This window comes from Peribacillus sp. ACCC06369 (assembly GCF_030348945.1).
Lineage (GTDB): Bacteria > Bacillota > Bacilli > Bacillales > DSM-1321 > Peribacillus.
In genome coordinates, this window is record NZ_JAUCEN010000002.1 from 3,044,015 (window position 1) to 3,067,671 (window position 23,657).

The 23,657-nt window shown below is 39.6% G+C and carries 25 protein-coding genes and 1 riboswitch; of the genes, 9 read left to right on the forward strand and 16 right to left on the reverse strand.

Going from position 1 to position 23,657, the window contains the following annotated elements; genetic code table 11:
• Positions 1-57 precede the first annotated feature (57 nt).
• Positions 58-156, reverse strand: a riboswitch (SAM riboswitch).
• Positions 157-267: 111 nt separating this feature from the next.
• Positions 268-918 (reverse strand): MOSC domain-containing protein, encoded by a 651-nt coding sequence (locus QUF78_RS15555; protein ID WP_289316088.1) that lies wholly within the window; start codon positions 916-918, stop codon positions 268-270.
• 502 nt (positions 919-1,420) lie between these two features.
• Positions 1,421-2,263: a non-homologous end joining protein Ku gene (gene ku / locus QUF78_RS15560; protein WP_289325374.1), complete on the reverse strand. Its 843-nt coding sequence runs from the start codon at positions 2,261-2,263 to the stop codon at positions 1,421-1,423.
• 149 nt (positions 2,264-2,412) lie between these two features.
• Here ku and ligD point away from each other — a divergent pair, with 149 nt between their 5' ends.
• Positions 2,413-4,260, forward strand: coding sequence for a DNA ligase D (gene ligD / locus QUF78_RS15565; RefSeq protein WP_289325375.1), 1,848 nt, complete (start codon positions 2,413-2,415; stop codon positions 4,258-4,260).
• 326 nt (positions 4,261-4,586) lie between these two features.
• On the opposite strand, the gene dapF is transcribed toward ligD, so the two are convergent.
• The 5 genes from dapF to QUF78_RS15590 form a co-directional block, all read right to left on the reverse strand.
• Positions 4,587-5,573, reverse strand: coding sequence for a diaminopimelate epimerase (gene dapF, locus QUF78_RS15570; protein ID WP_289325376.1), 987 nt, complete (start codon positions 5,571-5,573; stop codon positions 4,587-4,589).
• Between the two features lie 182 nt (positions 5,574-5,755).
• Complete coding sequence (locus QUF78_RS15575; RefSeq protein WP_289325377.1) at positions 5,756-7,057, reverse strand: NCS2 family permease; 1,302 nt, start codon at positions 7,055-7,057, stop codon at positions 5,756-5,758.
• A gap of 157 nt (positions 7,058-7,214) precedes the next feature.
• Positions 7,215-7,787 carry a beta-class carbonic anhydrase gene (locus QUF78_RS15580; protein ID WP_289316083.1) on the reverse strand — a complete coding sequence of 191 codons (573 nt, stop codon included), beginning with the start codon at positions 7,785-7,787 and terminating at the stop codon, positions 7,215-7,217.
• Positions 7,788-7,875: 88 nt separating this feature from the next.
• Positions 7,876-8,670, reverse strand: coding sequence for a hypothetical protein (locus tag QUF78_RS15585; protein ID WP_289325378.1), 795 nt, complete (start codon positions 8,668-8,670; stop codon positions 7,876-7,878).
• Positions 8,671-8,892: 222 nt separating this feature from the next.
• Positions 8,893-9,213, reverse strand: a complete 321-nt coding sequence (locus QUF78_RS15590; RefSeq protein ID WP_101225220.1) for a DUF4870 domain-containing protein — start codon at positions 9,211-9,213, stop codon at positions 8,893-8,895.
• Between the two features lie 226 nt (positions 9,214-9,439).
• Here QUF78_RS15590 and QUF78_RS15595 point away from each other — a divergent pair, with 226 nt between their 5' ends.
• The 4 genes from QUF78_RS15595 (at position 9,440) to QUF78_RS15610 (ending at position 12,399) form a co-directional block, all read left to right on the forward strand.
• Complete coding sequence (locus tag QUF78_RS15595) at positions 9,440-10,219, forward strand: undecaprenyl-diphosphate phosphatase (protein ID WP_289318357.1); 780 nt, start codon at positions 9,440-9,442, stop codon at positions 10,217-10,219.
• Between the two features lie 353 nt (positions 10,220-10,572).
• The gene (locus QUF78_RS15600) at positions 10,573-11,127 is read left to right on the forward strand and encodes a GNAT family N-acetyltransferase (RefSeq protein ID WP_289325379.1); all 555 of its coding nucleotides are present in this window, start codon (positions 10,573-10,575) and stop codon (positions 11,125-11,127) included.
• Positions 11,128-11,348: 221 nt separating this feature from the next.
• A complete protein-coding gene (locus tag QUF78_RS15605) occupies positions 11,349-11,741 on the forward strand; it encodes a CidA/LrgA family protein (protein WP_289325380.1) in 393 nt (130 codons plus the stop codon).
• The gene (locus tag QUF78_RS15610) at positions 11,716-12,399 is read left to right on the forward strand and encodes an LrgB family protein (RefSeq protein WP_289325381.1); all 684 of its coding nucleotides are present in this window, start codon (positions 11,716-11,718) and stop codon (positions 12,397-12,399) included. Before QUF78_RS15605 ends, QUF78_RS15610 begins: the two co-directional genes overlap by 26 nt.
• Positions 12,400-12,434: 35 nt before the next feature.
• Here the strand turns inward: QUF78_RS15610 and QUF78_RS15615 are convergent, their stop codons facing one another.
• Positions 12,435-12,584 (reverse strand): DUF2639 domain-containing protein, encoded by a 150-nt coding sequence (locus QUF78_RS15615; protein ID WP_289316078.1) that lies wholly within the window; start codon positions 12,582-12,584, stop codon positions 12,435-12,437.
• A gap of 52 nt (positions 12,585-12,636) precedes the next feature.
• Positions 12,637-13,716: an undecaprenyldiphospho-muramoylpentapeptide beta-N-acetylglucosaminyltransferase gene (locus tag QUF78_RS15620; protein ID WP_289325382.1), complete on the reverse strand. Its 1,080-nt coding sequence runs from the start codon at positions 13,714-13,716 to the stop codon at positions 12,637-12,639.
• A 201-nt stretch (positions 13,717-13,917) separates the two neighbouring features.
• Here QUF78_RS15620 and QUF78_RS15625 point away from each other — a divergent pair, with 201 nt between their 5' ends.
• Positions 13,918-15,030, forward strand: coding sequence for a mechanosensitive ion channel family protein (locus QUF78_RS15625; protein ID WP_289325383.1), 1,113 nt, complete (start codon positions 13,918-13,920; stop codon positions 15,028-15,030).
• Positions 15,031-15,156: 126 nt separating this feature from the next.
• On the forward strand, positions 15,157-16,512 hold the full coding sequence (locus tag QUF78_RS15630; protein ID WP_289325384.1) for an MATE family efflux transporter: 1,356 nt from the start codon (positions 15,157-15,159) through the stop codon (positions 16,510-16,512).
• A 66-nt stretch (positions 16,513-16,578) separates the two neighbouring features.
• Here the strand turns inward: QUF78_RS15630 and QUF78_RS15635 are convergent, their stop codons facing one another.
• Positions 16,579-17,352 carry an SDR family oxidoreductase gene (locus QUF78_RS15635; protein ID WP_289325385.1) on the reverse strand — a complete coding sequence of 258 codons (774 nt, stop codon included), beginning with the start codon at positions 17,350-17,352 and terminating at the stop codon, positions 16,579-16,581.
• Between the two features lie 159 nt (positions 17,353-17,511).
• Here QUF78_RS15635 and QUF78_RS15640 point away from each other — a divergent pair, with 159 nt between their 5' ends.
• Entirely contained in the window at positions 17,512-17,979 is a 468-nt protein-coding gene (locus QUF78_RS15640; RefSeq protein WP_289325386.1) for an Hsp20/alpha crystallin family protein, read from the forward strand.
• 169 nt (positions 17,980-18,148) lie between these two features.
• Here QUF78_RS15640 and QUF78_RS15645 read toward each other — a convergent pair whose 3' ends face one another.
• The 6 genes from QUF78_RS15645 to QUF78_RS15670 all read right to left on the reverse strand — a co-directional run bounded on the left by QUF78_RS15645 (position 18,149) and on the right by QUF78_RS15670 (position 23,283).
• On the reverse strand, positions 18,149-18,880 hold the full coding sequence (locus QUF78_RS15645; RefSeq protein ID WP_289325387.1) for a CAP domain-containing protein: 732 nt from the start codon (positions 18,878-18,880) through the stop codon (positions 18,149-18,151).
• 461 nt (positions 18,881-19,341) lie between these two features.
• A complete protein-coding gene (locus QUF78_RS15650; protein WP_289325388.1) occupies positions 19,342-19,779 on the reverse strand; it encodes a FixH family protein in 438 nt (145 codons plus the stop codon).
• 19 nt (positions 19,780-19,798) lie between these two features.
• Positions 19,799-21,214, reverse strand: a complete 1,416-nt coding sequence (locus tag QUF78_RS15655; RefSeq protein WP_289325389.1) for a sensor histidine kinase — start codon at positions 21,212-21,214, stop codon at positions 19,799-19,801.
• The gene (locus QUF78_RS15660) at positions 21,211-21,897 is read right to left on the reverse strand and encodes a response regulator transcription factor (RefSeq protein ID WP_289325390.1); all 687 of its coding nucleotides are present in this window, start codon (positions 21,895-21,897) and stop codon (positions 21,211-21,213) included. Before QUF78_RS15660 ends, QUF78_RS15655 begins: the two co-directional genes overlap by 4 nt.
• A 5-nt stretch (positions 21,898-21,902) precedes the next feature.
• On the reverse strand, positions 21,903-22,865 hold the full coding sequence (locus tag QUF78_RS15665) for a YncE family protein (protein WP_289325391.1): 963 nt from the start codon (positions 22,863-22,865) through the stop codon (positions 21,903-21,905).
• Positions 22,866-22,983: 118 nt separating this feature from the next.
• Complete coding sequence (locus QUF78_RS15670) at positions 22,984-23,283, reverse strand: hypothetical protein (RefSeq protein ID WP_289325392.1); 300 nt, start codon at positions 23,281-23,283, stop codon at positions 22,984-22,986.
• A 75-nt stretch (positions 23,284-23,358) separates the two neighbouring features.
• On the opposite strand from QUF78_RS15670, the gene QUF78_RS15675 reads away from it, so the two are divergent.
• Positions 23,359-23,601 carry a DNA alkylation repair protein gene (locus QUF78_RS15675; protein ID WP_251428523.1) on the forward strand — a complete coding sequence of 81 codons (243 nt, stop codon included), beginning with the start codon at positions 23,359-23,361 and terminating at the stop codon, positions 23,599-23,601.
• Positions 23,602-23,657 lie beyond the last annotated feature (56 nt).

Sequence of the window (23,657 nt, forward strand, 5' to 3'; positions counted from 1 at the left end):
GAGTATGAGAGAAAAGAAAAAAAACCTTCTCAAAGAAGAAGGTCTTTTGAAACATTCTCCTCATCTATCAAGCTCTGCTTGCTGGATTTAGCACCTTTGCCTAAGCTGGTTGCTGAGGTTTCTTCGGGCCAGTCCCTCCACCTCTCTCGATAAGATCCAATTATATAATTTTCACAAGATTTCAAAATTTGATTATATTTAATTTACATTAATAATCTGTCAATTTCAATACCTGATCGTCATTTTTTTCACTTTTGCAAAATTCAATCACTCTTTTGCAGCTTGAACTCTCTTCACTATCCTTTGTTTCCAGTCTTCCGCTAACGAGTCTAGTGTAAGTAACGCGTTTGAGCCTTCCAGCCCATCTCGGTTATGCAGGATCACCTCTGTTGCATAATGAACCGAAATTTTTTCTTGCAAACGATCTATTAGCACGATTTCGTTTTGTTTCTTTATCGTTCCTTCCTGAATGACTTTTGCAAAATAACCAGTGTAACTCGTTTTCAGCACGAATTCCAAAAACTTAGGTTCTTGATTGAAGTGAGAAATGGTCGAGCAAGGGATCCTCCCCTGATTAATTTGAACAATCACTTCGCCTATTTGATAAATATCACCGATATACGTTGTTTCTTCCCTCATCCCCGCTACAGTTAAATTTTCACCGAATGCAGGGATATCTAGCTTTTTAGCGAATCTTTCATTCCATAATGAGTAATGCTCAAAGGGGTAAAAACACAAAGCCCGATCAGGACCTCCATGGAACTTTACATTACCTACCCCATCACCCATTATGCCTGATTTAGTTACTATCACGTCATCCACTGCTTGTTTATCCATCGCTGAAAAGATATCGATATTCGAAAAATTTTCCTGTTTGGGCTTTCCGGCATGAAGGGATTCGATTTTTCCATTTTCCATTTTACATCTTCCATTCTTATTTAATTTATATCATCCTATATGTATAAATTATACTAAAAATCCATTTTGTTCTGTAGTTTTTATGGGAATATAGCAGATTAGAAGGGCAAAAGCACCAAGTTGGCGAAATATCATTGATTTCCAGAAAAATTCATAGGTTAGTTTCAGTAATTTTGTTGCTATTTCAGAATTAAATATGGTAGAATATGAACACAATATATAGTCGAAAACTACAACCGTTCGCCTATATGTTGATTTTCACGATTGAATTCCTCATTGTCGCTCTTTAGGGAGCGAATTTTTTTGCCTTCATTTCCATCCATCATTTCTTTTAATTCCATTCAGTTCCTTACATCGTGATCCACTTACCTATTTGTACTTCCTTCCATATGTAATCCTCTCCCTGTTAAGTCACTTTCATTACCTTATTAGAAGGCAAACCCCCTTGCTAAAACAAGCAGAAAGCCGAGCGACATCACACGTCTTCCGCTCAGCTTCCTGTTTATGCTTGTTTCTTTTTTTTCGGTGCCGCTTTCTTTCGGGTAGTCTTTTTCTTTTCCGGTTCATCATGTTTCGTTCGGTCAATGGATGCCTGTAAAGCCTCCATTAAATCGGTTACATTGTTGGAAACTGGCTCTTTTGTTTTGGCTGTAATCGTCGTTTGTCCCGTTTTCTTCGATTCAATCAAATCAAGTAAAGCGGTTCGATAGTCATCGTTATATTTTGTCGGATCGAAAGTAGTCGTTAATTGATCTATCAATAACACAGCCGTATCGATTTCCTTTTTTACAATGGTATCGTTGGCAGGGATATTCGGCACATCCGCTGTGGAGCGAACTTCATCCGGATAATGAATCGTTTCCATCACCAAGGTATTATCAACAACTCGGATTACCGCCATTTGTTCTTTTGAGCGAATGATGATTTTCGCTAACCCAACCTTATTCGATTCTTTTAGGGCCTGCCTCAAAAGGGAATAAGCTTTTATCCCACCGTCATTAGGAGACATGTAATAACTCCGGTTGAAATAAATGGGATCTATTTCTTCAATTTTAACGAAATCCACGATTTCCACTGCTTTTTCTTCATTTTGTTTTTTTAGCTGTTCTAGTTCACTGTCTTCCAATACAACAAACTTTCCCTTTGTATATTCAAAAGCGCGGACTATATCGTCCTTTCCCACTTCTTTTTGGCAAACCGGACACATCTTTTCGTATTTAATCGGTGAATGACACTCCTTATGCAACGTCCTTAAAGATATATCCTTATCTTCCGTTGCAGCATGAAGTTTGATCGGAATGTTCACCAAACCGAATGATATGCTCCCCTTCCACATCGTATGCATATTCGTCACCTCATAACTTATTTTTAAAGAGAAGATCAATTTTATTATTCCCCTTTGTTAAAAAAAAACCGAAAAAACAATTGCCAACTCTAACACTTCGTTTTTTTGGCAAAATAATGTTATCAATTATTTGCGGAGGTAATTACAAGATGAAACCGATGCTGCCAACCTATTACCCTGAAGCCCCTAACTCCAAGGATTGGCGTTATGAAATCAAATATGACGGCTTTAGGGCAATTTTAACGATAGACTCCGATACGATAAGCATCTCGAGTCGAAATGAGAAGGAGTTATCACCCTTATTCCCAGAAATCATTGCTTACATCAAAGATCTGGACCTGGAAGATTACCTACCACTGCAGTTGGACGGTGAATTGGTCTGGCTTACCAATCAAGCAAAAGCGGACTTTTTTCAAATACAGTGGCGTGGACGCCTTGGGAAACAATCCTTAATTTCAGAAAAAGCTCATTTTTCCCCATGCCGGTTTATAGCGTTTGACCTGCTTCGCATCAGCGGAAAAGACATAGCAGCTAATCCTATGGAAGAACGAAGGAGATTCATGATGAATATGGGTGAAGAACTTGGCTTTCCTATGCCTCCTGACTCCACCGATAAGGCTTTGATCCAATTAATAGAAAGTTTTGACGTTTTGGATGATGCCTTGAAAAAGGTCATCCTATTCGATGGCGAAGGAGTTGTCGCCAAGGAAATTCGGGGAACTTGGCAAGAAGGAAAACGTTCTACATCTTGGATTAAGGTGAAAAATTGGAAGACCGTTTCTTGTTTCATTACAGCATTGCACAAAGAAAATGGTTACGTTTCCCTCGCAGTTTTCAAAGAAGGTGCCGTAACGAAAATCGGAAGTGTTAAAAATGGACTGAGTGCTCAAGATAAAGGGATATTGCATGAACTGATCAAGCAAAATGCATCAGACGAAGATGCACAATTTTTTTATATACATCCATCCATTTGCATCGAAGTTCAATTCTTACACGTTTATGAGGAAAATGAATTGCGTGAACCCCAGTTTTCGCAATGGCTTTTACAAACAACCCCCGATGAATGTACCTGGGAGAAATTCGTCATAGGCCAATACACATTTCCAGATACTGTACAAATAACCTCCAAGGATAAACCACTTTGGATAACCGGTGGAAAACAGGTGGTAAAAGTTGAATACCTTCATTATTTACGGGAGGTTTCAGCTTTCTTCTTACCCTTCTTGAAGGATAAACAGCTTACGACTATTCGCTATCCTCATGGCACTATGGATAAAGAAAGATTTTTCCAGAAAAACAAGCCTGATTATGCGCCGGCCTTTATTAAAACGTTCATGGATGATGATATTGAGTATATGCTGTGTAACGATATTGAAACGCTACTTTGGTTTGGAAATCAACTGGCATTGGAATTCCATGCCCCATTTCAGAAAGCTGGAAAAACAAGACCCAATGAAATCGTCCTGGACTTAGATCCCCCTTCCATCGAATTTTTCTCCTTGGCTATAAAGGCCGCACAGGAAATAAAAAAGGTGATGGACTCTTTAAGGATAAAAGCTTTTGTAAAAACTTCAGGTAACAAAGGACTGCAAATTCACATCCCTCTGCCTGATGACAGATTTACTTATCAGGAGACACGCATATTCACCGATTTTCTCGGTGACTACTTAACAAGTTCCAACCCAAATGATTTTACAACGGAAAGAATGAAAATAAATCGGCATGACCGACTTTACTTGGACTTTGTGCAGCATAGTGAAGGAAAAACCATCATTCAACCTTATTCCCCACGGGGAAATTCTTTCGCGGGTGTGGCTACACCTTTGTTTTGGGAGGAAGTTGACGAAAGTCTCCAGTTAAAGGACTATACGATTGAAACCATACCAAACAGAATCAAAAGGAACGGATGTGCATTTATGGATTACAGGCTTGTCGATAATGGCCCGGCCTTTTTGGAAGTATTATCATTCCTAAAACAAAAAAAGACCAACAACTAGTTGGTCTTTTTTTGAAGGAGTGTAAAATGGAACGTTGATTGGAAAGTAGGGTGCGCCTCTAGGGTCTCCCTTAGACCCGCTTTCCCTGCAGGAATCTCATACCTTCCATTCCAATCAGCTTTGTTTAAAAAACTCAGATAGAAACCCTTTTGTCGGCAAAAAGGGGTTGGGAATGGTCTCATTCCCAACCCTGATACAGTAGGCGGAAAGGGCGCGGATTTCTGAAAATGACTGGAACGTTTTTTAAATAAAAAAAACTGCAGGCACACTCGCTTTTCTTCGAGTTTGTCTACAGTCTGTAACCAACTCCTGGTTGGTCCTTTTCTTTATAATGTCGTTTTCAAATAACTTTGAACTTCATCCTGCAGCTTGGCATACAGGCTTGTTTCCGATTCAAAATCCTGTTTTTCAAGCATGACAAATTTTTCAGGCTGATCTAAGTCTATTTCAATCGATACCTTGAATTCATAGGTTGCGTTCCCAATTAAATCAATTGAATACTTTTGGCTTTCTTCATCATGATGCACGACGCATTTAACTTTTCCGCCGTTATTGTAGACAGATATTTCACTTTCCAACGCGTTTAATCCAACAGAGCATGTTACTAGGCTTGAAGCCGACATCGCCGTTCCACAAGCATTCGTGAAGCCCACTCCCCGTTCAAATGTCCGCACGTAAATGCTCCCTGGTTCCAACTCTTTCACAAAGCTGACATTGACGCCATCAGGGAAAAGCTCATTCGGTTGATTGACCTTTGTTGAAAGGTCTTCCTGCAAATCACTTTGTAAAATATCACTATCGACGAGCGTGATTAAATGTGGATTAGGAACCGCCAAAGCCGAAAATAATAGGGTATCATGAAGTTCCGGCAATGGTTCGTTTTGCAACTGTTCTTTCGCTATAACGAGAGGAAGATCCGTCACATTAAAACTTACAGGGGAAATTTCCACCTTGAATGTCGGAATGCCCTCATAAATGTCTTCCGTTTTCTCCACGAGTAAATTTGCCTTCATGGTTTCAACGATCATTTTATCGAGCCCTAGAACGTCGTTCGCGTAACGTGCAACACAGCGAAGTCCATTGCCACACATCGAGGCTTCCGATCCATCCGCATTAAAGACACGCATCCTTGCATCAGCATGTTCACTTTTCATTACAAACAAGATTCCGTCCGCGCCAAGCTTTTCCCTATTGCATAGGGCCTTCGCGAAATTTTTTCGCTCTTCTTCAGTAAACGTCAAGGTCGTAGTCAATTCATCAATGATTAAGAAATCATTACCTGAACCATGGCTTTTTAAACCTTCAATAATCATCCTGTCACATCCTCTAATATGCTGCTAGTCATTTATCATTTTTTAATATTCTATATCATAGCATTTTCAGGACGGATGTGTCATCGAGTAAATCATAATAAATCCAATTTTCCCTTCTAAAAAAACACAATAAAGAGCGGTTGGAATGAGAAATGACTCATTCCAACCGCTCTTCCTAAATATTAACCGATTATACCGATGATGAAATAGACGATAAACATTCCGGCACTCACATACATAGGTGCTGACACTTCTCTCGCTTTTCCGGTTACAAGCTTCAAGAACGGGTACAGGATGAAACCGAATGCCATTCCATCAGCAATACTGTAAGTGAATGGAATGATCGTGATTATCATGATTGCCGGTATGCTCTCGGTTAAATCGCTGAAATCCAGCTTTTTTATGTTTCCAAGCATCAAAATGCCAATAATAATTAAAATGGGGGCAATGGCGCTATCAGGGATCACTTTAATCACCGGTATAAATAGCAGTGATAGAATGAATAGAAAACCCGTCACCACTGAAGTAAAACCAGTTCTGCCTCCTGATGCGATTCCAGCTGCCGTTTCAACGGTTGCAACCGTAGGACTTGAACCGAATATGCCTGAAATCAGAACGGAAACACTTGTCGCCTGCAGCGACTTTTTATAGGCACCCTGGCGGTTGATACTGTCTACATGCCCGTGTACAAGACCAATATTTTCAAAAACAAGAACCATCGTCATCGCAAATACACTTATCCAGAATTCGATCCGGTCCGCTTCCATGAACGATAATGAAAAGAAGAGACTACCGTAGGAAGCTGTGTCTATGCCTGAAAAATGGATTTCCGATAGTTGAACAGTCCCGAACAAATAGGCAATGAGGCTCCCTGCCAGGATGGTAATCATGAAGTTACCGGGGACATTCTTGATGAATAGCGTAATGGCCAGTAAAAAGGTCAACACTGTCGCACACACCGCAGGATCGCTTAAATCTCCAAGTGCGACGATAGAGGATGAACCTCCCGTGATTATCCCGCCCTTTTCGAGTCCAATTAGCATCAAGAATAAGCCAAGACCAACAGATATGGCTTCTTTTATTGAACTTGGAATTGAATCACTGATTATCTTAGAGTATTTTGTGAAAGCGATGACTACAAAAATAACCCCTGAGATAAATACAGCACCAAGCGCCGATTGCCAAGATAGACCCATTCCTTGAACCATGGTATAAGCAAAAAGTGCATTTACGCCCATTCCTGGAACCAGAAGGATTGGGACATTCGCCCAAAGCCCTATCATCATACAGCTTAAGGCAGATAAAAGAATCGTGGCAATCACTGCACCATTAATCGGTATGCCCGCTTCCGATAATATCAGGGAATTCACGATGAGAATATAGACTATCGTAAAATAGCCGACGACTCCAGCAAGGATTTCACGTTTTCCATTCGTTCCATAGTCGGAAAAATGAAAAAACGCTTCCAAGTTTAATTTCTTCATGTTGTATCCTTATTAAATTTATCCCTCGCCCACCCGTTTGTATTAGTGACAAACTACACTTGGTGATTTTATCAAAAAAAAGGATAAAAATAAATAGATAGCTCAAAATTTGAAGAAAACTGCCGAAAATCATTTCGACAGCCTTGATGTTTTTATATTATTTTTGTTCTCCCGCATATCCATCGACTACCAATTCCAGCTTCCCTGTATCAGGCGAAATGATTAGACCATGTACAGGAATATTCTTAGGGATCAAAGGGTGCCCTTTAATCACTTCCACACTGTTCTTACAACTTTCATAAACATCATCAAATCCGCGAAGCCAACTGCGGATATCGATTCCTGCAGCTCCCAGTGTATCGATGGTGCTCTTAGGTATATCACGTTCGATCATCTTGTCTACTACAGAATCGGCATCGACTGATGCCATCCCGCAGTCATGGTGAGGTATGACCAATACTTCATCTGCCTTTAGCTCATAAATAGCAACAAGGATACTCCGCATGACACTTCCGAATGGGTGGGAGACGATTGCCCCGGCAGTTTTCAGGATTTTGACATCGCCATTTTTCACATTCAAGGATTTTGGCAATAGTTCAACGAGCCGAGTGTCCATACAGCTTATGATGACCATACGTTTCTCAGGAAACTTATCCGTTCTATACTTAACATATTCACCTTTTTCTACAAACTGTTCATTATAATCAAGAATCTCATTAAGTAAACTCATATTTACCACCTTTTTATAAGTATTTAATCTATGTATTCCACTATGATTATATCAAATATTTAAAAGTTTTGCTAAAGGGTTATCCTAGTCAATTTGAACGATGATTTAGAGTGGCTGCACAGAACCCAAAGACGATGATTTTAGGAATTTCATCAACATTTGATGAAAAAGAAAGGATCGGTGTATTTGTCTTGAATCGCTTCCCCCACTCCAAAGGCATCCATCCTTCTTGGTATGAAACGATTTTTTCCCCTTCTTTTGTGGCAATCTCGAAAGAATTCACACTTCCCGGCGTTTTGATGGGCATCCATTCCGTACCATCTTCCTTATATATCATTCCATTGATATTCACGAATGACCGATTTTCTTGATACGATCCCAGCAGACCTCCCTGATCATCCATGATCGTCATTTTATTGAAAAGCCCCCTTTTGATATGGTACTTAGCCAGCAAACGTCCCTCATGGTCCACCAGTTCATAACGTTTGGCCAGGAGCATCGACAAGAAATTGGGAATCATCCACATGAACCACTTCATATTCAAATCCCGAATCTCGCCCATTAGAGATCCATCAGGGGCAAAGAGAAGCAGCCTCAATGTCGGTGCTGGCATAAAAGTCAATAAAACATGTTCATTTTTTAATAACGCGGCATGTGACCCTTTGAGTTCATCAGGTAATTCCTTCATTCTATTTTCATATATACGATGACTGACAAATTGGGCAGTGCTAAAGAAAAGAAAAGGAGACGTTATCAATAAAATATTGCCAGGTATCATCGCAAAAATATGGAAAATGAAAAATACAACGGCCAAAAGAAGAGATATCCAAGAAGCATGAAAATTAGAATTGCTCGTTTTTTGATAATATTCGCGTATATTCATATTCCGCTCTGCTCCTCACTCCTTACAAGAAAGTTTGCCGCCTTAAGGCGACCGTTGATTAGCTGTACCCTTAGCGCCCGGCATCCACTTCCCTAAAAATTCATGGAAGGAAGTAAATATCATAATACTTTATTCGCTTCTATGTGATCTATTCCCTTTTAAAAATATGGTTCATTCAGATAAAAAAGGACTCCGAATTGAACGGAATCCTTTTACATCGATCTATAATATCCTAAAAATTAATGGGAACCTGTAATCCGTTCCTTCATAAGCCCTAACAGCAGCAATGATGGTGAATACGACTAAAGCTATCCCGATAACCGGCAATAGCAAGAATCCAACCAATACTATAGTGAGTATCCCTGCAACTATTGAATATACGGTGTAGGAAATGAAAAAATTCAGGTATTCCCTTCCGTGATAATCCACAAATTGTGAAGAGTCCTTCTTCAATAACCAAATCACCAAAGGACCGATAAATGCTGTAAAAAAGCTGATCACATAAATAAGGGCAGCAAACACTCTTTCATCTTTATTAGGCATAGTGTCTTCTCCTCCTTTCTCATATGATTAATTACGAATCAAATGAAAAATAGTTTCATTTTTCCTCTCATTATATTCGAAAAAAATAAAATTGGACTGCCTTTTATTCATAAAACCCCATCGGCGATATATATGACGAAAAATCCGAACATGTTCACCCGTCTTGTGCATACAGATTAAATAATGGATTGTCCTATACCTTCTAGATTGGAGTGATGTTTTTTTGCTGAACGAATTTCAAGCCTTCATCCTTGGAATCATTCAAGGCTTGACTGAGTTTTTACCTATTTCAAGTACTGGACATTTATATTTAGGACGGCATATATTCCATCTTGACGAGGCCGGCATTTTTCTTGATACCATGCTCCATATCGGAACCTTGCTGGCGTTATTGGTCGTCTATAAGAGTGACATCATTTCCATTTTGAAAAATCCTTTCTCCAAAATGACCCTACTTCTTATTGCTGGGACGATCCCCGCAGTGATTGCCGGCATTTTACTAGGGGATTGGTTTGATGGACTTTCAAAAACAGGCGTGACCATTGGCTGGGAATTTTTAGCGACGGGACTGATTTTATGGGTAGCGGACGGGGTAAGAAAAGGTGGCAAATCCTTAAATGAAATTTCCATCAAAGATGCCCTGATCATCGGTACCTTCCAAGCTGCTGCCATCATGCCTGCTCTTTCGCGTTCGGGCCTAACGATAGCCGCTGGGCTCTTCTGCAGGCTGGATAGGGCCACTGCAGCTTATTTTTCCTTTCTGCTTTCAATTCCTGCCATTACGGGAGGCATTGTATTTCAGATGAAACCAATATTTACAGGAGAAGTTGAACGGCTTCCAATCACTGCTCTTTTCGTTGGCACCCTAGCCGCAGCAATCTTTGGTTATATAGCCGTGGTATGGATGATCGATTTCTTAAAAAAGCGTTCACTGAAAATATTCTCCATTTATGTATGGGCCCTCGGAGCAATCATTTTATTCATGCAATTCACAGGTAAATTTTAAAGGGTAGCAACAAGTTTCCCTAAAAAAAGCGGGCGAAGAAATCAGTTTTCCATGGAAAAAAGCAACCGTTTGCCTTCCAATTTCACCCTTCATAAAAAAGTTGAAATTTGACGAAAAAAAAAGGCAAAAAACCTATTCCCAAACCGTTTTTTTTTTAGTATTATACCTTCGTAAGGTTCTTTAGATCCGTATAATTTCAGACAATAAAAATAGGGAAGGCAAATGGTGCGCCACCGGTTTCCGGTTCTAGTGGGTTCGATTCCCACCCCGAAATTTTTTGATGAACGACTTAAAAAATTTCGAGGGTGGGCAGCGACTACGCATAAGAACTGCCCTCAAACGGAGGGACGGAAATGTTAAAAAAGAGAGATTTCACAGATTGTTTTTCTCTTTATGAACAAATGACGCATCCAGATGTCTTCCCTTTCGTGCGCCATAAAGTAGATTCATATGAAGAATATGTTTTCATTACTAAGCAAACGATCGAGGCAGAAGATGCTGGGGAACTCATTTCACGAACAATCTTGGATGAATGGGAAAATCCCATCGGTTGCATTTCTTTATACGATATTGAAAATGGTGCAGGTTTCTTAGGCACATGGCTTGGCAAGTCTTATCATGGAAAAGGGTATAATGCCATTGCAAAAGACGCTTTCTTTAAAGAGCTTTTTTTCGAGCTCGGTATGGAAACGGTCTTCATGCGTATTCGCAAAAAAAATATCCGCTCTATAAAAGCCGCAGAAAAGCTTCCTTATGCCGTCAATGCAAACGAAACAAGAAAGTCCCTTTATGATCAGATCAATCATGAAGGAGATATCTTCGATTTGTATGAAATCCCTAAAGATTTATACACCTTTCATATCCTTAGACAGCATGATGATGATGAACAGCAGTTACTTGAAGCATAAAATAAAACAAAAAAACAAATCCGCTGATTTTAAGATGGCTTTGCTTTTCTTTTCATATAATGCCCGGAGCTTCCAAAATTGGAAAGCTCTTTTTTCCATTTTAACAGGATGTTTAGGAAAGTTTGCTGCAATTCCCTATTCTTTTCGGGGATATTTTTTTATAATGAATACAATTGACCAATTCAATAATATATTCAATGCTCCATTGAAAGGACTTAATCATGAAAAAAACATTTGCTTTTATCGTGCAGCTTATCATACTTCTCATCATTTGCAAGCTTGGCTACTTTATAGCACATTTACTTCATTTACCTATTCCGGGCAACGTCATCGGCATGATTCTGTTATTCAGTTTACTACAGACGAAGGTTTTAAAAGTCGAGTGGATCGAACTTACTTCAGGATTCTTGGTTAAACACCTAGCCTTTTTCTTCATTCCAATTTCAATCAGTTTAATGACCATGGGGTGGCTTTTCATAGAATTTGGTTTGCCATTGGCACTTACATTGGGAGTCAGCCTTATATTTGGATTCATCGTTTCGGCTTGGACTGTTCAGAAGTTATCCCATAGAGGAGAGGTTAAGCAGCATGACAGCGCTCATCACAACTTATAGCATCTTGATAACCATCCTTGCCTATTCCATTGGAAGGAAAATATATGCTAAACATCCATCACCTTTTACGACGCCCGTATTTTTCAGTACGGTTACAATCATTCTCGTATTGTTGATCAGCGGTTTGGACTTCGAAGATTATTCACCGGGAAAAGACATCATCACCTATTTCCTGGGACCAGCTACCGTTGCTTTGGCGGTACCACTTTATAAAAACAGAAAGATAATCGTTAAATATGCAATTCCGGCAATTAGCGGCATGATCTTTGGTCTTATGGCCACTTTGGTCATTGCCTTCGCCATTGCTAAAGCATTTTCACTACCGCAAGTCATACTCCAAGGATTGGCGGTTAAATCCATTACAGTGCCAATCGCTGTAGAAATCACGGAACTTTATGGTGGAAATTCTAATATTTCAGCCGCCTTCGTCATTTTGACTGGGGTGCTGGGTACGATGATCGCTCCAAAAATGATGGATAAATTAAACATTACGATGCCCTTCGCACGTGGTATTGCCTATGGTACGATCGCTCATGGCCTTGGAACGGCTCAAGCTGCTCAGGAAAGTGAGTTTACCGGGGCAGTCGCAGGTGCGGCAATGGCTATCGCAGGTATCCTTATTTCCTGTTTCTTTCCTTTTATAAATAATTTCCTATAAAAAGAACCGCAACGTCAGTGACGTTGCGGTTCTTTTTATGATTCATCTTTTTTCAGGCCCTCGTATAAACGTCTTAGAATATGGGTTTTATACAGCTCCAGCTTTTTTTTCTCAATTGGATGATAGTTAATCCCTGCGGCTTTTAATTGCTGAATGAACCACCCTTTGGAATACTCATAAGCCATTCTACCCCCTCCTCTGTTCGAAAAAGATATGCTTCAAAGAAGGGATTGATACTTATTTTTTTGCAGCCATCACTTCAAGTAATAAATCATACATTTCCGCTGCCTTTTTGAATGGGCGTTTTTGACGCATTTTCTCCTGATATTCATCCGAATGATTCACCAAGTCCACTAATGTATCATTAAAAATCCGGTCATTTAATTCTTCTTCTTGGATGACTTTACAAAACCCCTGTTTTTCAAAGCTTGAAGCATTCAAGATTTGATCTCCACGCGATGCATTGGCACTTAGCGGTATAAGCAACATAGGCTTTTGCAAACCAAGGAATTCAAATATGGAATTTGAACCTGCCCTTGACACAACGACATCAGCAGCAGCCAATAGATCAAATAATTCTTCATGTACGAATTCAAAGGGAGCATATCCCCTTTGTTTCAATTCGGTTTTAACATTACCCTTACCACAAATGTGAATGATCTGGTAATCCTTTAATAGCGCATCAAGGTTATCTGTAATCAAGTTATTGATTTTTACAGCTCCAAGGCTGCCGCCCATAACGAGTAGGACCGGTTTGTTATTCGTGAATCCGCAAAATGCCTTTCCGGAGGAAGGGTTTCCCGTAAAAATCCCATCGCGCAATACAGCTCCAAGATACATGGCCTTCTCTTTCGGAAGGTTTTTTTCCGTTTCCTGGAAGGTAGTGAAAATCTTCGACGCAAGTGGCATGGCAATTTTATTGGCCAGACCAGGTGTATAATCCGATTCATGTATCGCAATCGGAATTCTCAGCATCCTGCCTGCCAAAACAACTGGAACGGAAACGAATCCACCCTTGGAGAAAATGAAATCCGGCTTGGTTTCTTTTAGAATTTTTCGTGCATCAAAAATTCCTTTTATGACCCGGAATGGATCTTTCATATTTTCAACAGATAGGTAACGTCGGAATTTCCCAACGGAAATCGTTTCATAACGGACCTCGGGAAATTCCTTTTCGATGATATTTTTTTCAATGCCTTTTTTTGAACCAATATAAGTAACATCCCAATCATGCTTTAAAAATTCCGGGATGATTGCAGCATTAACAGATACATGACCGGCAGAACCGCCTCCGGTAAATACTATTTTCTTAGTCAATATTTCCACCTTCCAAACTTATAAAGTCACTTTGCATCCATATTACCATATATCCTTGCCATTAATAACTTGAAAAAGTATTCAGTGAACCGTAAAATACCAACATGAATGTAATCATCGATTATTTTTCCTTTTTCAGCATGAATATATTATAATCTTAGTATTCTACAATACTACAAGATACATTGGAGGAGTAATACATTGCAAGAAGTTTCTGAATCTCTCCATCAATTTGATGGAATCGAAGCCTGGACCAAATTAGGAATTTCCATAGGCATTTTTCTAATCTTCATTTTGCTTCGGAAAGTATTTACTACATATATATTCAAATTCTTTCTAAGAATAGCGGAAAAACGTAAAGTTGAATTTGCCGCCAACTTAATGCTCGCTATAGAACAGCCTGTAAGATGGCTTATCGTTTTGATTGGTGTTATCATTTCACTGCACTATTTTCCGATTGACTCACCTTCGGTTGAATTAAGATCGAAAATATACAGATCATTTTTTGTCTTTTTATTCTTTTGGACATTTTCCAATATCAGTTCGATCTTAACTATTTTATTTCCGAAATTAGTAAGTAAATTCGGACTTGAAGTCGATCAAATCGTTATGCCGTTCTTTACGAAAATCATAAAAATAATCATCATTGCATTCGGTGCCTCCATCATTGCGGAAGAATGGGGATTCAATGTCGATGGATTTGTTGCAGGGCTTGGTTTGGGTGGATTGGCTTTCGCTCTTGCCGCTAAAGATACCGTCAGTAATTTCTTTGGGGGTATCGTCATCGTTACCGAAAAACCTTTTACCATAGGAGATTGGATCAAAACTCCAAGTGTGGAGGGGACAATTGAAGACATCACATTCCGAAGCACCAAAGTTCGGACGTTTGCCCAAGCTTTAGTTACGGTTCCAAATGCGACCCTTTCGAATGAACCGATCATTAACTGGTCCAAGATGGGCAAAAGACAGATTGCCTTCCATTTGGGTGTGAATGTAACAACACCAAAAGAAAAATTGGAAAATGTCATTAAGGACATAGAAAAAATGCTGATTGACCATCCAGAAGTACATCCGGAAACGATTCTCGTTAAATTTGATGAGTTTAGTCATTCCGGTTTCAATCTCTACCTTTATTTCTTCACGAATGCGACGGACTTTGGAGGATATTTATCAATCAAAGAAGATGTGAACTTTAAAATCATGGAGATATTGGAACAGGAAGATGTACAAATTGCCATCCCTTCCCAGGCTTTCATTCTTCAAAAAGACTCAAATATGGAAGCCATGAATGATTTTGAATCCATGCGCGACTGACAAAAAGACTTGCCCTAATAAGGCAAGTCTTTTTTAGCTTTAAATAAAACTTAAAACCTCACACGCTATGTGATATAATTCTTTCATTGTGTTGAAAATTCCAAATATTGATATTGAGGTACTTTGATGAATCAGACTTATACTAAATCGCAAAAGATCCGCCTGTTATTTTATATATTGATACCTATCCTGATCACTCAAATCGGTCTTTATGCCATGACTTTTTTCGATGTTATGATGTCGGGGCAATACAGTACGCAGGACGTTGCCGGCGTCTCGATCGGCAGTTCGCTTTGGACACCCGTGTACACGGGGCTGAGTGGGATATTGATTGCCCTAACGCCGGTGGTTTCACAGCTGGTTGGATCCAAGCAGTCTAAATCCGTTTCATATTCCGTGATGCAGGCCATTTATTTAGCAGTCGTTTTAGCCTTGGTCATTTTAATCATTGGGGCGTTTTCATTGAATCCCATATTGAATGCCATGAACCTTGAAGAAAATGTCCACCGGGTGGCGCATGATTATTTGATCGCCCTTTCAGTCGGAATCATTCCATTATTCGTTTATAATACGTTAAGGGCCTTCATAGATGCACTGGGGCAGACGAGGATTTCCATGATCATTACCCTGTGTGCACTCCCGATTAACGTCCTATTTAATTACCTGTTGATATACGGGAAGTTTGGATTCCCCGAACTTGGCGGTGTCGGTTCAGGATACGCAACGGCCATTACTTATTGGTTAATTGCCCTGGTTGCCATCCTTGTAGTCGTCAAAATCAACCCTTTTTCGACATATAAGGTTTTCAGTGAATTTTTCCGGGTTTCTTTGAAAGAATGGCGGGCGCTTTTATTGATTGGGGTGCCTATCGGGCTGGCTATCTTTTTTGAAACAAGCATTTTCTCAGCTGTTACCCTTTTAATGAGTAAGTATGATACCGTGACAATTGCTTCGCATCAGATTGCCATGAATTTCGCGTCACTACTTTATATGATGCCGCTAAGTATATCCATGGCATTGACGATCGTCATTGGATTTGAAATTGGGGCAGCCCGCTATAAAGATGCCAGAGAGTACAGCTGGATTGGCATTTCGATGGCATTGACGATGTCGCTCGTTTTATCGACCATCCTATTCCTCTTCCGTGAACCTGTCGCCTCTGTATACACTAAAGATCATGAGGTAATGATGCTGACATCACATTTTTTAATATATGCCATCTTCTTTCAGATATCAGATGCCCTGCAGGCACCTATACAGGGTATTTTGCGTGGATATAAAGATGTAAATGTCACGTTTGCGATGTCACTGGTCTCCTATTGGATTCTCGGACTTCCCATTGGCTATTTCTTTGCAAAGTATACGGATATGGGGGCCTTTGGGTATTGGATAGGCTTAATTTCCGGCTTGGCTCTCGGAGCTATAGGATTGGCGGCCCGCTTAAGGTTCATACAGAAAGTAAAATATAAAAAAATGGCGTAATAAAAGAGTGGGGCTGGATTACACCGGCCCCACCCTTTTTCATTCTGAAGATCATGCCCTTAACCACTAGGCTTTATAAATTTTCCCTAGAACATCCTTACCGCCTGTAACGGGTATGATGCTGCCGGTAATGAAATCTGATTTTTCATCACATAAGAATGTGATAACCCTCGCTATATCCTCCCCTGTACCAGGTCTGCCGACTGGTATCGAATCATCCTTTACTCCTCTTGCGACCCTAATTTCTTCCTCTTTCCAATCACCAACGATATCGCCAGGACAGACCATATTAACGGTGATTCCATGTGTAGCTTCTTCAGCAGCTAAAGTTCTAGTCAAAGAGGTCAAGCCGCTCTTTGCAGCGGAAAAAGCAGAACGATAAATCCAACCCGGTGCAGTTTCACACCTTTCAAACCCTAATGTAATGACCCTTCCCCAGCTTCTACTGCGCATTTGTGGAATAAGCTCCTTCGCAATATAGAAAAAACCATTTAAATTTCCATCCATGATATACTTCCATTCATCACTGGCATATTCAGTCATGGGCTTGCGATCATGCAAATATGGCCCTGCGTTATGAATGAAGATATCAACATGGCCAAAGGCCTCCAAGGCCAACTGCAAAATATTCCGGCAATCTTTCTCACTTGACGAATCACCTTGAATCGCAAGTGCCTTAACATGATACTTATCCTGTAATTGATCCACTAATGCTAAAGCTGCCTTTTTACTTTTTCGATAAGTAATGATAATGGACATTCCATTATCCGCGAGTGAAAATGCCATCCTTTTGCCGATTCCAGTTGCTCCACCAGTAATAAAAGCTACTTTTTCATCCACAGGCATACCCTCTTTATCAAATGGATTTTACTTAATTATACATAAGTTTGACCCGATTTCTATAATTTAGTAATTATAAAAACGAACCTATAGGCTTTAGCCTGCATAAAATATAAGAAATAAACCTGTCAGCCCATAAGCAGGAGAGAGGAATTCAAAATGTTTCCCTGGAATTCACTTTTTTCTTTTAAAAATAACCCCAACCAAAAGGACTTCATGAAAAATATGCAGCAAAGTGATGTACAATCATTCATTGAAAAAGTATTTTCACAGGTCATCCCTGAAAATATGCAAGGTATGATGAACCAAAATGATGGCGGCTCACAAAAAGTAAATGCCAAATCTGCACATCCTTTACATGCCGATGTATTTGAAACTCATTTATTTGTCTTTGTAAGAATTCCCATAGAAGATGAATCTTGGCTGAAGAAAATGAAACTTTACCATACCTCTAACCAATCCATCATTGAGGGGATTCCAAAAGAGTCAGATCGCCATGTCATAACACTTCCCGCTCTTGTAAAGAAAAAAGGGGCATCAGCCCAATATAAAGAATCAACATTGGAAATACGTCTTCAGAAAAGTTTCAATACCCAGTATTCAGAAATCGATGTATCCGAGATTTAACGTGCTTCATTGGGACCACACTGATGATAAAGTGCGGTTCCTGCCATTCTATTAGATTTCGGCAACCAATCGATGTCACAATTCATACCATTCCTTTGAATGGAATTAGTTATTTTCGCACAAAAAAAGCGCACCCCATGTTTTTGGGATGCACTCTTCTATCAATCTATTATTTTCCGATGAATTGTTGAGTCCAGTAGTTACCAGATTCCACATAACCTACTCCAATATGAGTAAAGCTAGAATTCATGATGTTTTCACGGTGTCCTTGGCTATCCATCCAAGCTTGTACAACTTCTTCAGGTGTTTGTTGACCTTGTGCGATGTTCTCGCCTGCTGTTGTATAGCTGATTCCGAATTTTTTCATCATATCGAATGGTGAGCCGTAAGTCGGGCTATTGTGGTCAAAGTAGTTATTATCTTTCATGTCTTGAGACTTGGCGCGTGCAACTTTGCTCAACTCAGTGTCGATTTTAAGAGCTGCCAAACCTTGTTTTTCACGTTCTGCATTAGTTAATTTAACAACTTCTTGTTCAAAAGCGCTTAATTCAGAGCTTGTCTCTTTTTCACCAGTTGATTTATCAGGTGTTACTTCAGGTTTTGCTTCAGGTTTTGGTTGGTTTGCTGTTCCAGCTTCTTGAGCTGGTTTTTGAGCTGGTTTTTGAACTGGTTTTTGAACTGGTTTTTGAACTGGTTTTTGTTGTGCCTGTGCTGCCGGTAAAGTGACATTGTATTTAGTTAGATATTGGTTAAGGACTTTTTGCATATCCTCTTTATTCATAGATTGGTAAGTTACTTGTTTCACAGTATCACAGTTGGCTGCTTCTGCTTGGTTAGCTCCTACTCCTGTGAATATAATAGCTGCAGCTGCTGCTGCTGATATAAACATTTTCTTTTTCATTCGTATTTCCTCCTGTGATGTTCTTTTTTTGTTGTGCTTTGCTTCTGGAATTATCATATCATGCACTTTTTGTAATATATGCACCATCAATTTCCAACAAATTCACAGGATGCGAATGACGAAAATATTATTATCATAGTTTCAGAGAAAGCAAGCAAAAATGCTTTAACTATCTATCTTTCTGCCAATAGTATAAATACTCATATTTATCCAGATATTCCTTGTCAATGGTAGTTACATAGAACCATTTCCATTGAATACTAATAACTTTTAGTTGACATATCGTTTCAAACCTAATTATTGTGACTTTCTTTACTTTTATGTTACAAATTTTTCGAATTGACTTCGACATTTCGTCCTTTGTCCTTATTCATTAACCTCTGTTGCCTTGAACATTTTTCCAAATAAAAAAAACAATTCGGATTTAAACCCGAATTGTTTTGGTTTTGATGGTTCATTCATCATTTCATTTCTCCATCATTCATCTCGTCCATTTCCTTTTTATCACCATTTTGTTCAGGAGGGCTTGGTTTGCCTATGACGAATTCCTTCTTTGGCATGTTGTGCATATCCCTTGCCGTTACATGGGCATATACATAATAGGTTCCTTCTTCTTCAAAAGTCTTTTCCATTTCATAAATGCCGTTTCCTTTATGTTTTACAGAGATCTTGTCATGGTCATCGCTATTTGCAAGCCAAATTTCAAAACTGACATCATCCGCATCTGTCACTTCTTCGTCCCCGTAGGTCACTTTTGCTTGAAACTTCACAGACTCGTTCACTTTGCCCTGAATTGGATCGACAGCTAAATCGACATTTAACATTTTCGGTATTTCCTCTTCCTTGCCACATCCAGCCAATAAAATTAACGCCATGCAAAATAACATGATTTTTTTCATTTTTGAACGTATCCCCTTTTTATGAATTCCATTCTTCTTTTATTATCGGTAGGACGACCCTGACTTTTGTTCCCCTTTTTTCCTTGCTTTCTATTTCGATTTTGCCATTTTGCAATTCCACCAATTTTTTGACGATCGACAGTCCGAGCCCTGACCCTCCATCAAAACGACTTCGTGCTTTGTTCACCCGGTAAAAACGATTCATTACATATGGCAGATCCGCTTCAGGAATCCCGTTACCCGTATCAGTAACCAACAGTTCGCAATTTTCTTTATGCTGAATTAGGCTAATATCGATTGATCCTCCAGAATCCGTGTACTGAATGGCATTGTCAAGAATGTTATGCAGGATCTGTTCCATCCTGCCTTCATCGCCAATAATAATCGGATCTGGATCCAGCTCGATCTGCAAGTCCAATTGCTTTTCTTTTATTATCGGTTCATATTTAACAAGCACTTCTTCAATGAATTGCGCATAGGCAATCGGAGTTTTATATAACATGAATGGATCACTATCCATTTTTGATAAGTCCATCAAATCTCCTACAAGGCGCTGCAGCCTAAGAGCTTCCCTTGAAATGAGTTGAAGGTATTTCCGTTCCTCTTCATCATTTTTCACAACACCATCCAAAATGGCCTGTGTGTACCCCTTTACGTAACTAAGCGGGGTCCTGAGCTCATGTGCCACATTTTCAAGAAACTCTTTTTTTCTTTCCTCTTCCAAATGGATTGAATTGGCCATATCATTAAAGGCTATTGCCAATTTGCCTATTTCATCATGACTCCTTACCGGGACCTGTATGTCATAATTCCCCTCTGAGACATGATGGGCAGCTGTCTCGATTTCCTTAATCGGACTGACCAGCTTTTTCAACCATTTCGTAGTAAAAAAAATCGCGACAATCAAGAATAAAAGAATCGCTGCCATCCATTTTGCTGCAAATTCCTTAAGCAAGACAGTAATTGAATCTACTGGAATATATGTATAGATGATACCTTCTAGGCGATCTTCATCAATCAGGGGTATGATGGCCGCCACGATATTTTTTTCAAACCTTTTCTCATACCCCTCTTTTTCAACGGCTTTTCCGGCTAAAAGCATTTGCCTTTCTTCTTCAGAAATAAGTGTGTCATAGTTTATTTCAAAAGGCAGACAGGCACTCAATTCCCTGGGATTGTTGACGACAAAGACCTCGCTGTCATTCTTACTGTTGAACCATTCAACTCTTTGCTTATATTCTTCGCTGATTTCACCACCGGAATAATCCGCTCCAAGCAATGACGCTTCATTGACTAAATCTGTTTTAAGCTTCTCCACATATAGATTTTTATAATAATATTGAGAAAGGGAATAAGCGAAAAGCACGGACAAGATGATGGCAGTGATGATGGTGAGCCATAATTTAAAAGAGAGGGATCTCCATTTATTAATCATTTCTTTTCCTCTATCTTATAACCGATTCCCCAGACGGTTTGAATGTAATCGGCCGCGCTTAATTTCATTCGTAACGTTTTGATATGGGTATCCACGGTACGTAAAGATCCTCCATATTCCCCGCTCCATACATTTTCAAGCAGTTGTTCACGACTGAGAGCCTGACTTTTATGTCGCATGAGGAATAAAAGCAATTCGAATTCTTTCAAAGTTAAATTGATCGGCTTCCCTTCCACCAAAACGGTTCTGGATTGTAAGTTTAAGCTAATGTTACCGAATCGGACATGGTTTTGATTCTCTTCATTCAATGACAGTTTTCCTGTCCTTCGCAATACCGCTTCGACCCTTGCGACCAATTCTCCAGGATTGAACGGTTTGACGATATAATCGTCCCCGCCGAGCTTCAGCCCTTTCACCTTATCCCATTCTTCACCTTTCGCACTGACAAATATCACAGGAATCTCCCAATTTTCACGGATTTTTTCACAAACGGAGAAACCATCCATACCTGGCATCATGATATCCAATAGGATTAAATCTACTTCCTGTGTTTCAACCATACTAATGGCTTCTTTTCCATTCGCAGCTTGAAGGCATTGATAACCTGAATTCAGCAAATACATTTCAATTAGATTCCGCATATCCTCTTCATCATCCACGACTAATATGGTGTAAACATGCATGTCAACTACTCCCTCAACATCAATTGGAATGGACCCTCGCCGACTTTGACCGTTTTTTTAACATCGACCGTGTCAGCATCCATTACATACAATTCATCACTATCATATCCCGCTACGACCACATCTTCGTTAAAATTCACCATTTCAAAAGGGTTGACGCCGACCACTTTGCTTTTCACTTCCTCATATTGATCATTCAATTTATATAAGGAGCTGGTGCCATGACTAAGGACAAAAATGCCTTCAGCATTTTCCAGGAACTTTATCGGCATGGTGGGAGCCTTCAACTTTTTCTTCAACTCTCCCGTTTTTGCCGAATAAATATATAGATCTTCTTCCACTTGGTCCCCATCCCCGTGTCCCCCGATCCATATTTCATCCTTTTCCTCCCTTAATAATGTGCCTGTGCTGGAACTATGTATGGGAAATTCGAAATCGACCTTTTTCGTTTCAAGATTTATCACTGAACATTTGGTATCACCAAAATTAATCACATACAAACGATTCGCTTGCTCACCTTGAAGAACGGTCAAGGGGCTTTTACCAACTTTGACTATATCCTGCTCCTCCCCTCTATCATTTAAAAAGGAAATGGAGTGATTCGATTGATTGACTGCCACGATGCTTTTTCCATCCTGTAACAGCTGCATATTGACGATCCCTTTCCCAATTTCCCAACTGTTTATCAGTTTTCCTGCCGATAAAGAGAACACTTGGACTTTCTCCATCTCTTTTCCATAAAGCAGGATAGTATCTTTGTCGGCCAGAAGCAGGGCTCCGGTAAATGGTTCTGAAATATCCCACTTGGCAAAAGTATGATAGTTTTCATCTATGAAAGTCAGGGAGGTATCCTTGATATTGACTGTCGCCAAAAAAGATTCACTTCTGTTTATTTTAGTAAATGTATTACCGCCATTACACCCAGTAAGCAGTACGATGGCAAGAAAAAGCCCAATGCCCCACTTCATATTTTAAGCTCCTTATTCATTAAATATCTATTTTTTTAAAATTTTAACAATGATTTGTGAAAAAAGTATGAAGCGGAAAAGAATATATGCTTAACAAGCATCCGTGTCACAAGCGGAATCATAATCTTTCCAATTCATTCACATAGGCCATGGCAATCGCGTTTTTCTTTTCTTCTGAAAGCGAAGATTCCATCACGCGTTTAATACAGAGGTAAAACTTCTCTAGTACCGGTTTCCGGGCACGTGGATGTGCATTTTCATCCAAAAGCTCACGGCGGATGAGTTCCGATAACACTTCCCTTCCACCTCCATCCGTCACCTTACGATTATTCCATATACTTAAATAAGCCTCCAGTAGTGCTTCTTGCCTGACATTTTCTTTCATATAATCCCTTCCATCCATTACTAATTTATACATATTAATGATCAAGTTTGTAAAGACTACTTGAATAATACGATATCGCTTAAAAAATTCAAAAAAGGAGTGAGTACATTGTCTCAAGTATACCGCTGTCCGAATTGCCGGACAAATAAATCTCGCTTCAATCTCATTCAGCAAGTATCAACCCCAGTTAAAAAGGATCCGCAATCCGGTGAGATTGTTGAACAATATTCGAACGATTCCCTTCAACCATTCCATCTAGCATATAATGGTCCTGAAGTTCGGGTCCAATGTGCTGCTTGCGGATTAATTGAAGACGAAAAGACATTTGCCGCCTTTGGATTGCAACAATAAAAATGGTCAGACCCGGTAAATGGGTCTGACCATTTTTTCAATCTTTTCCCACCGAC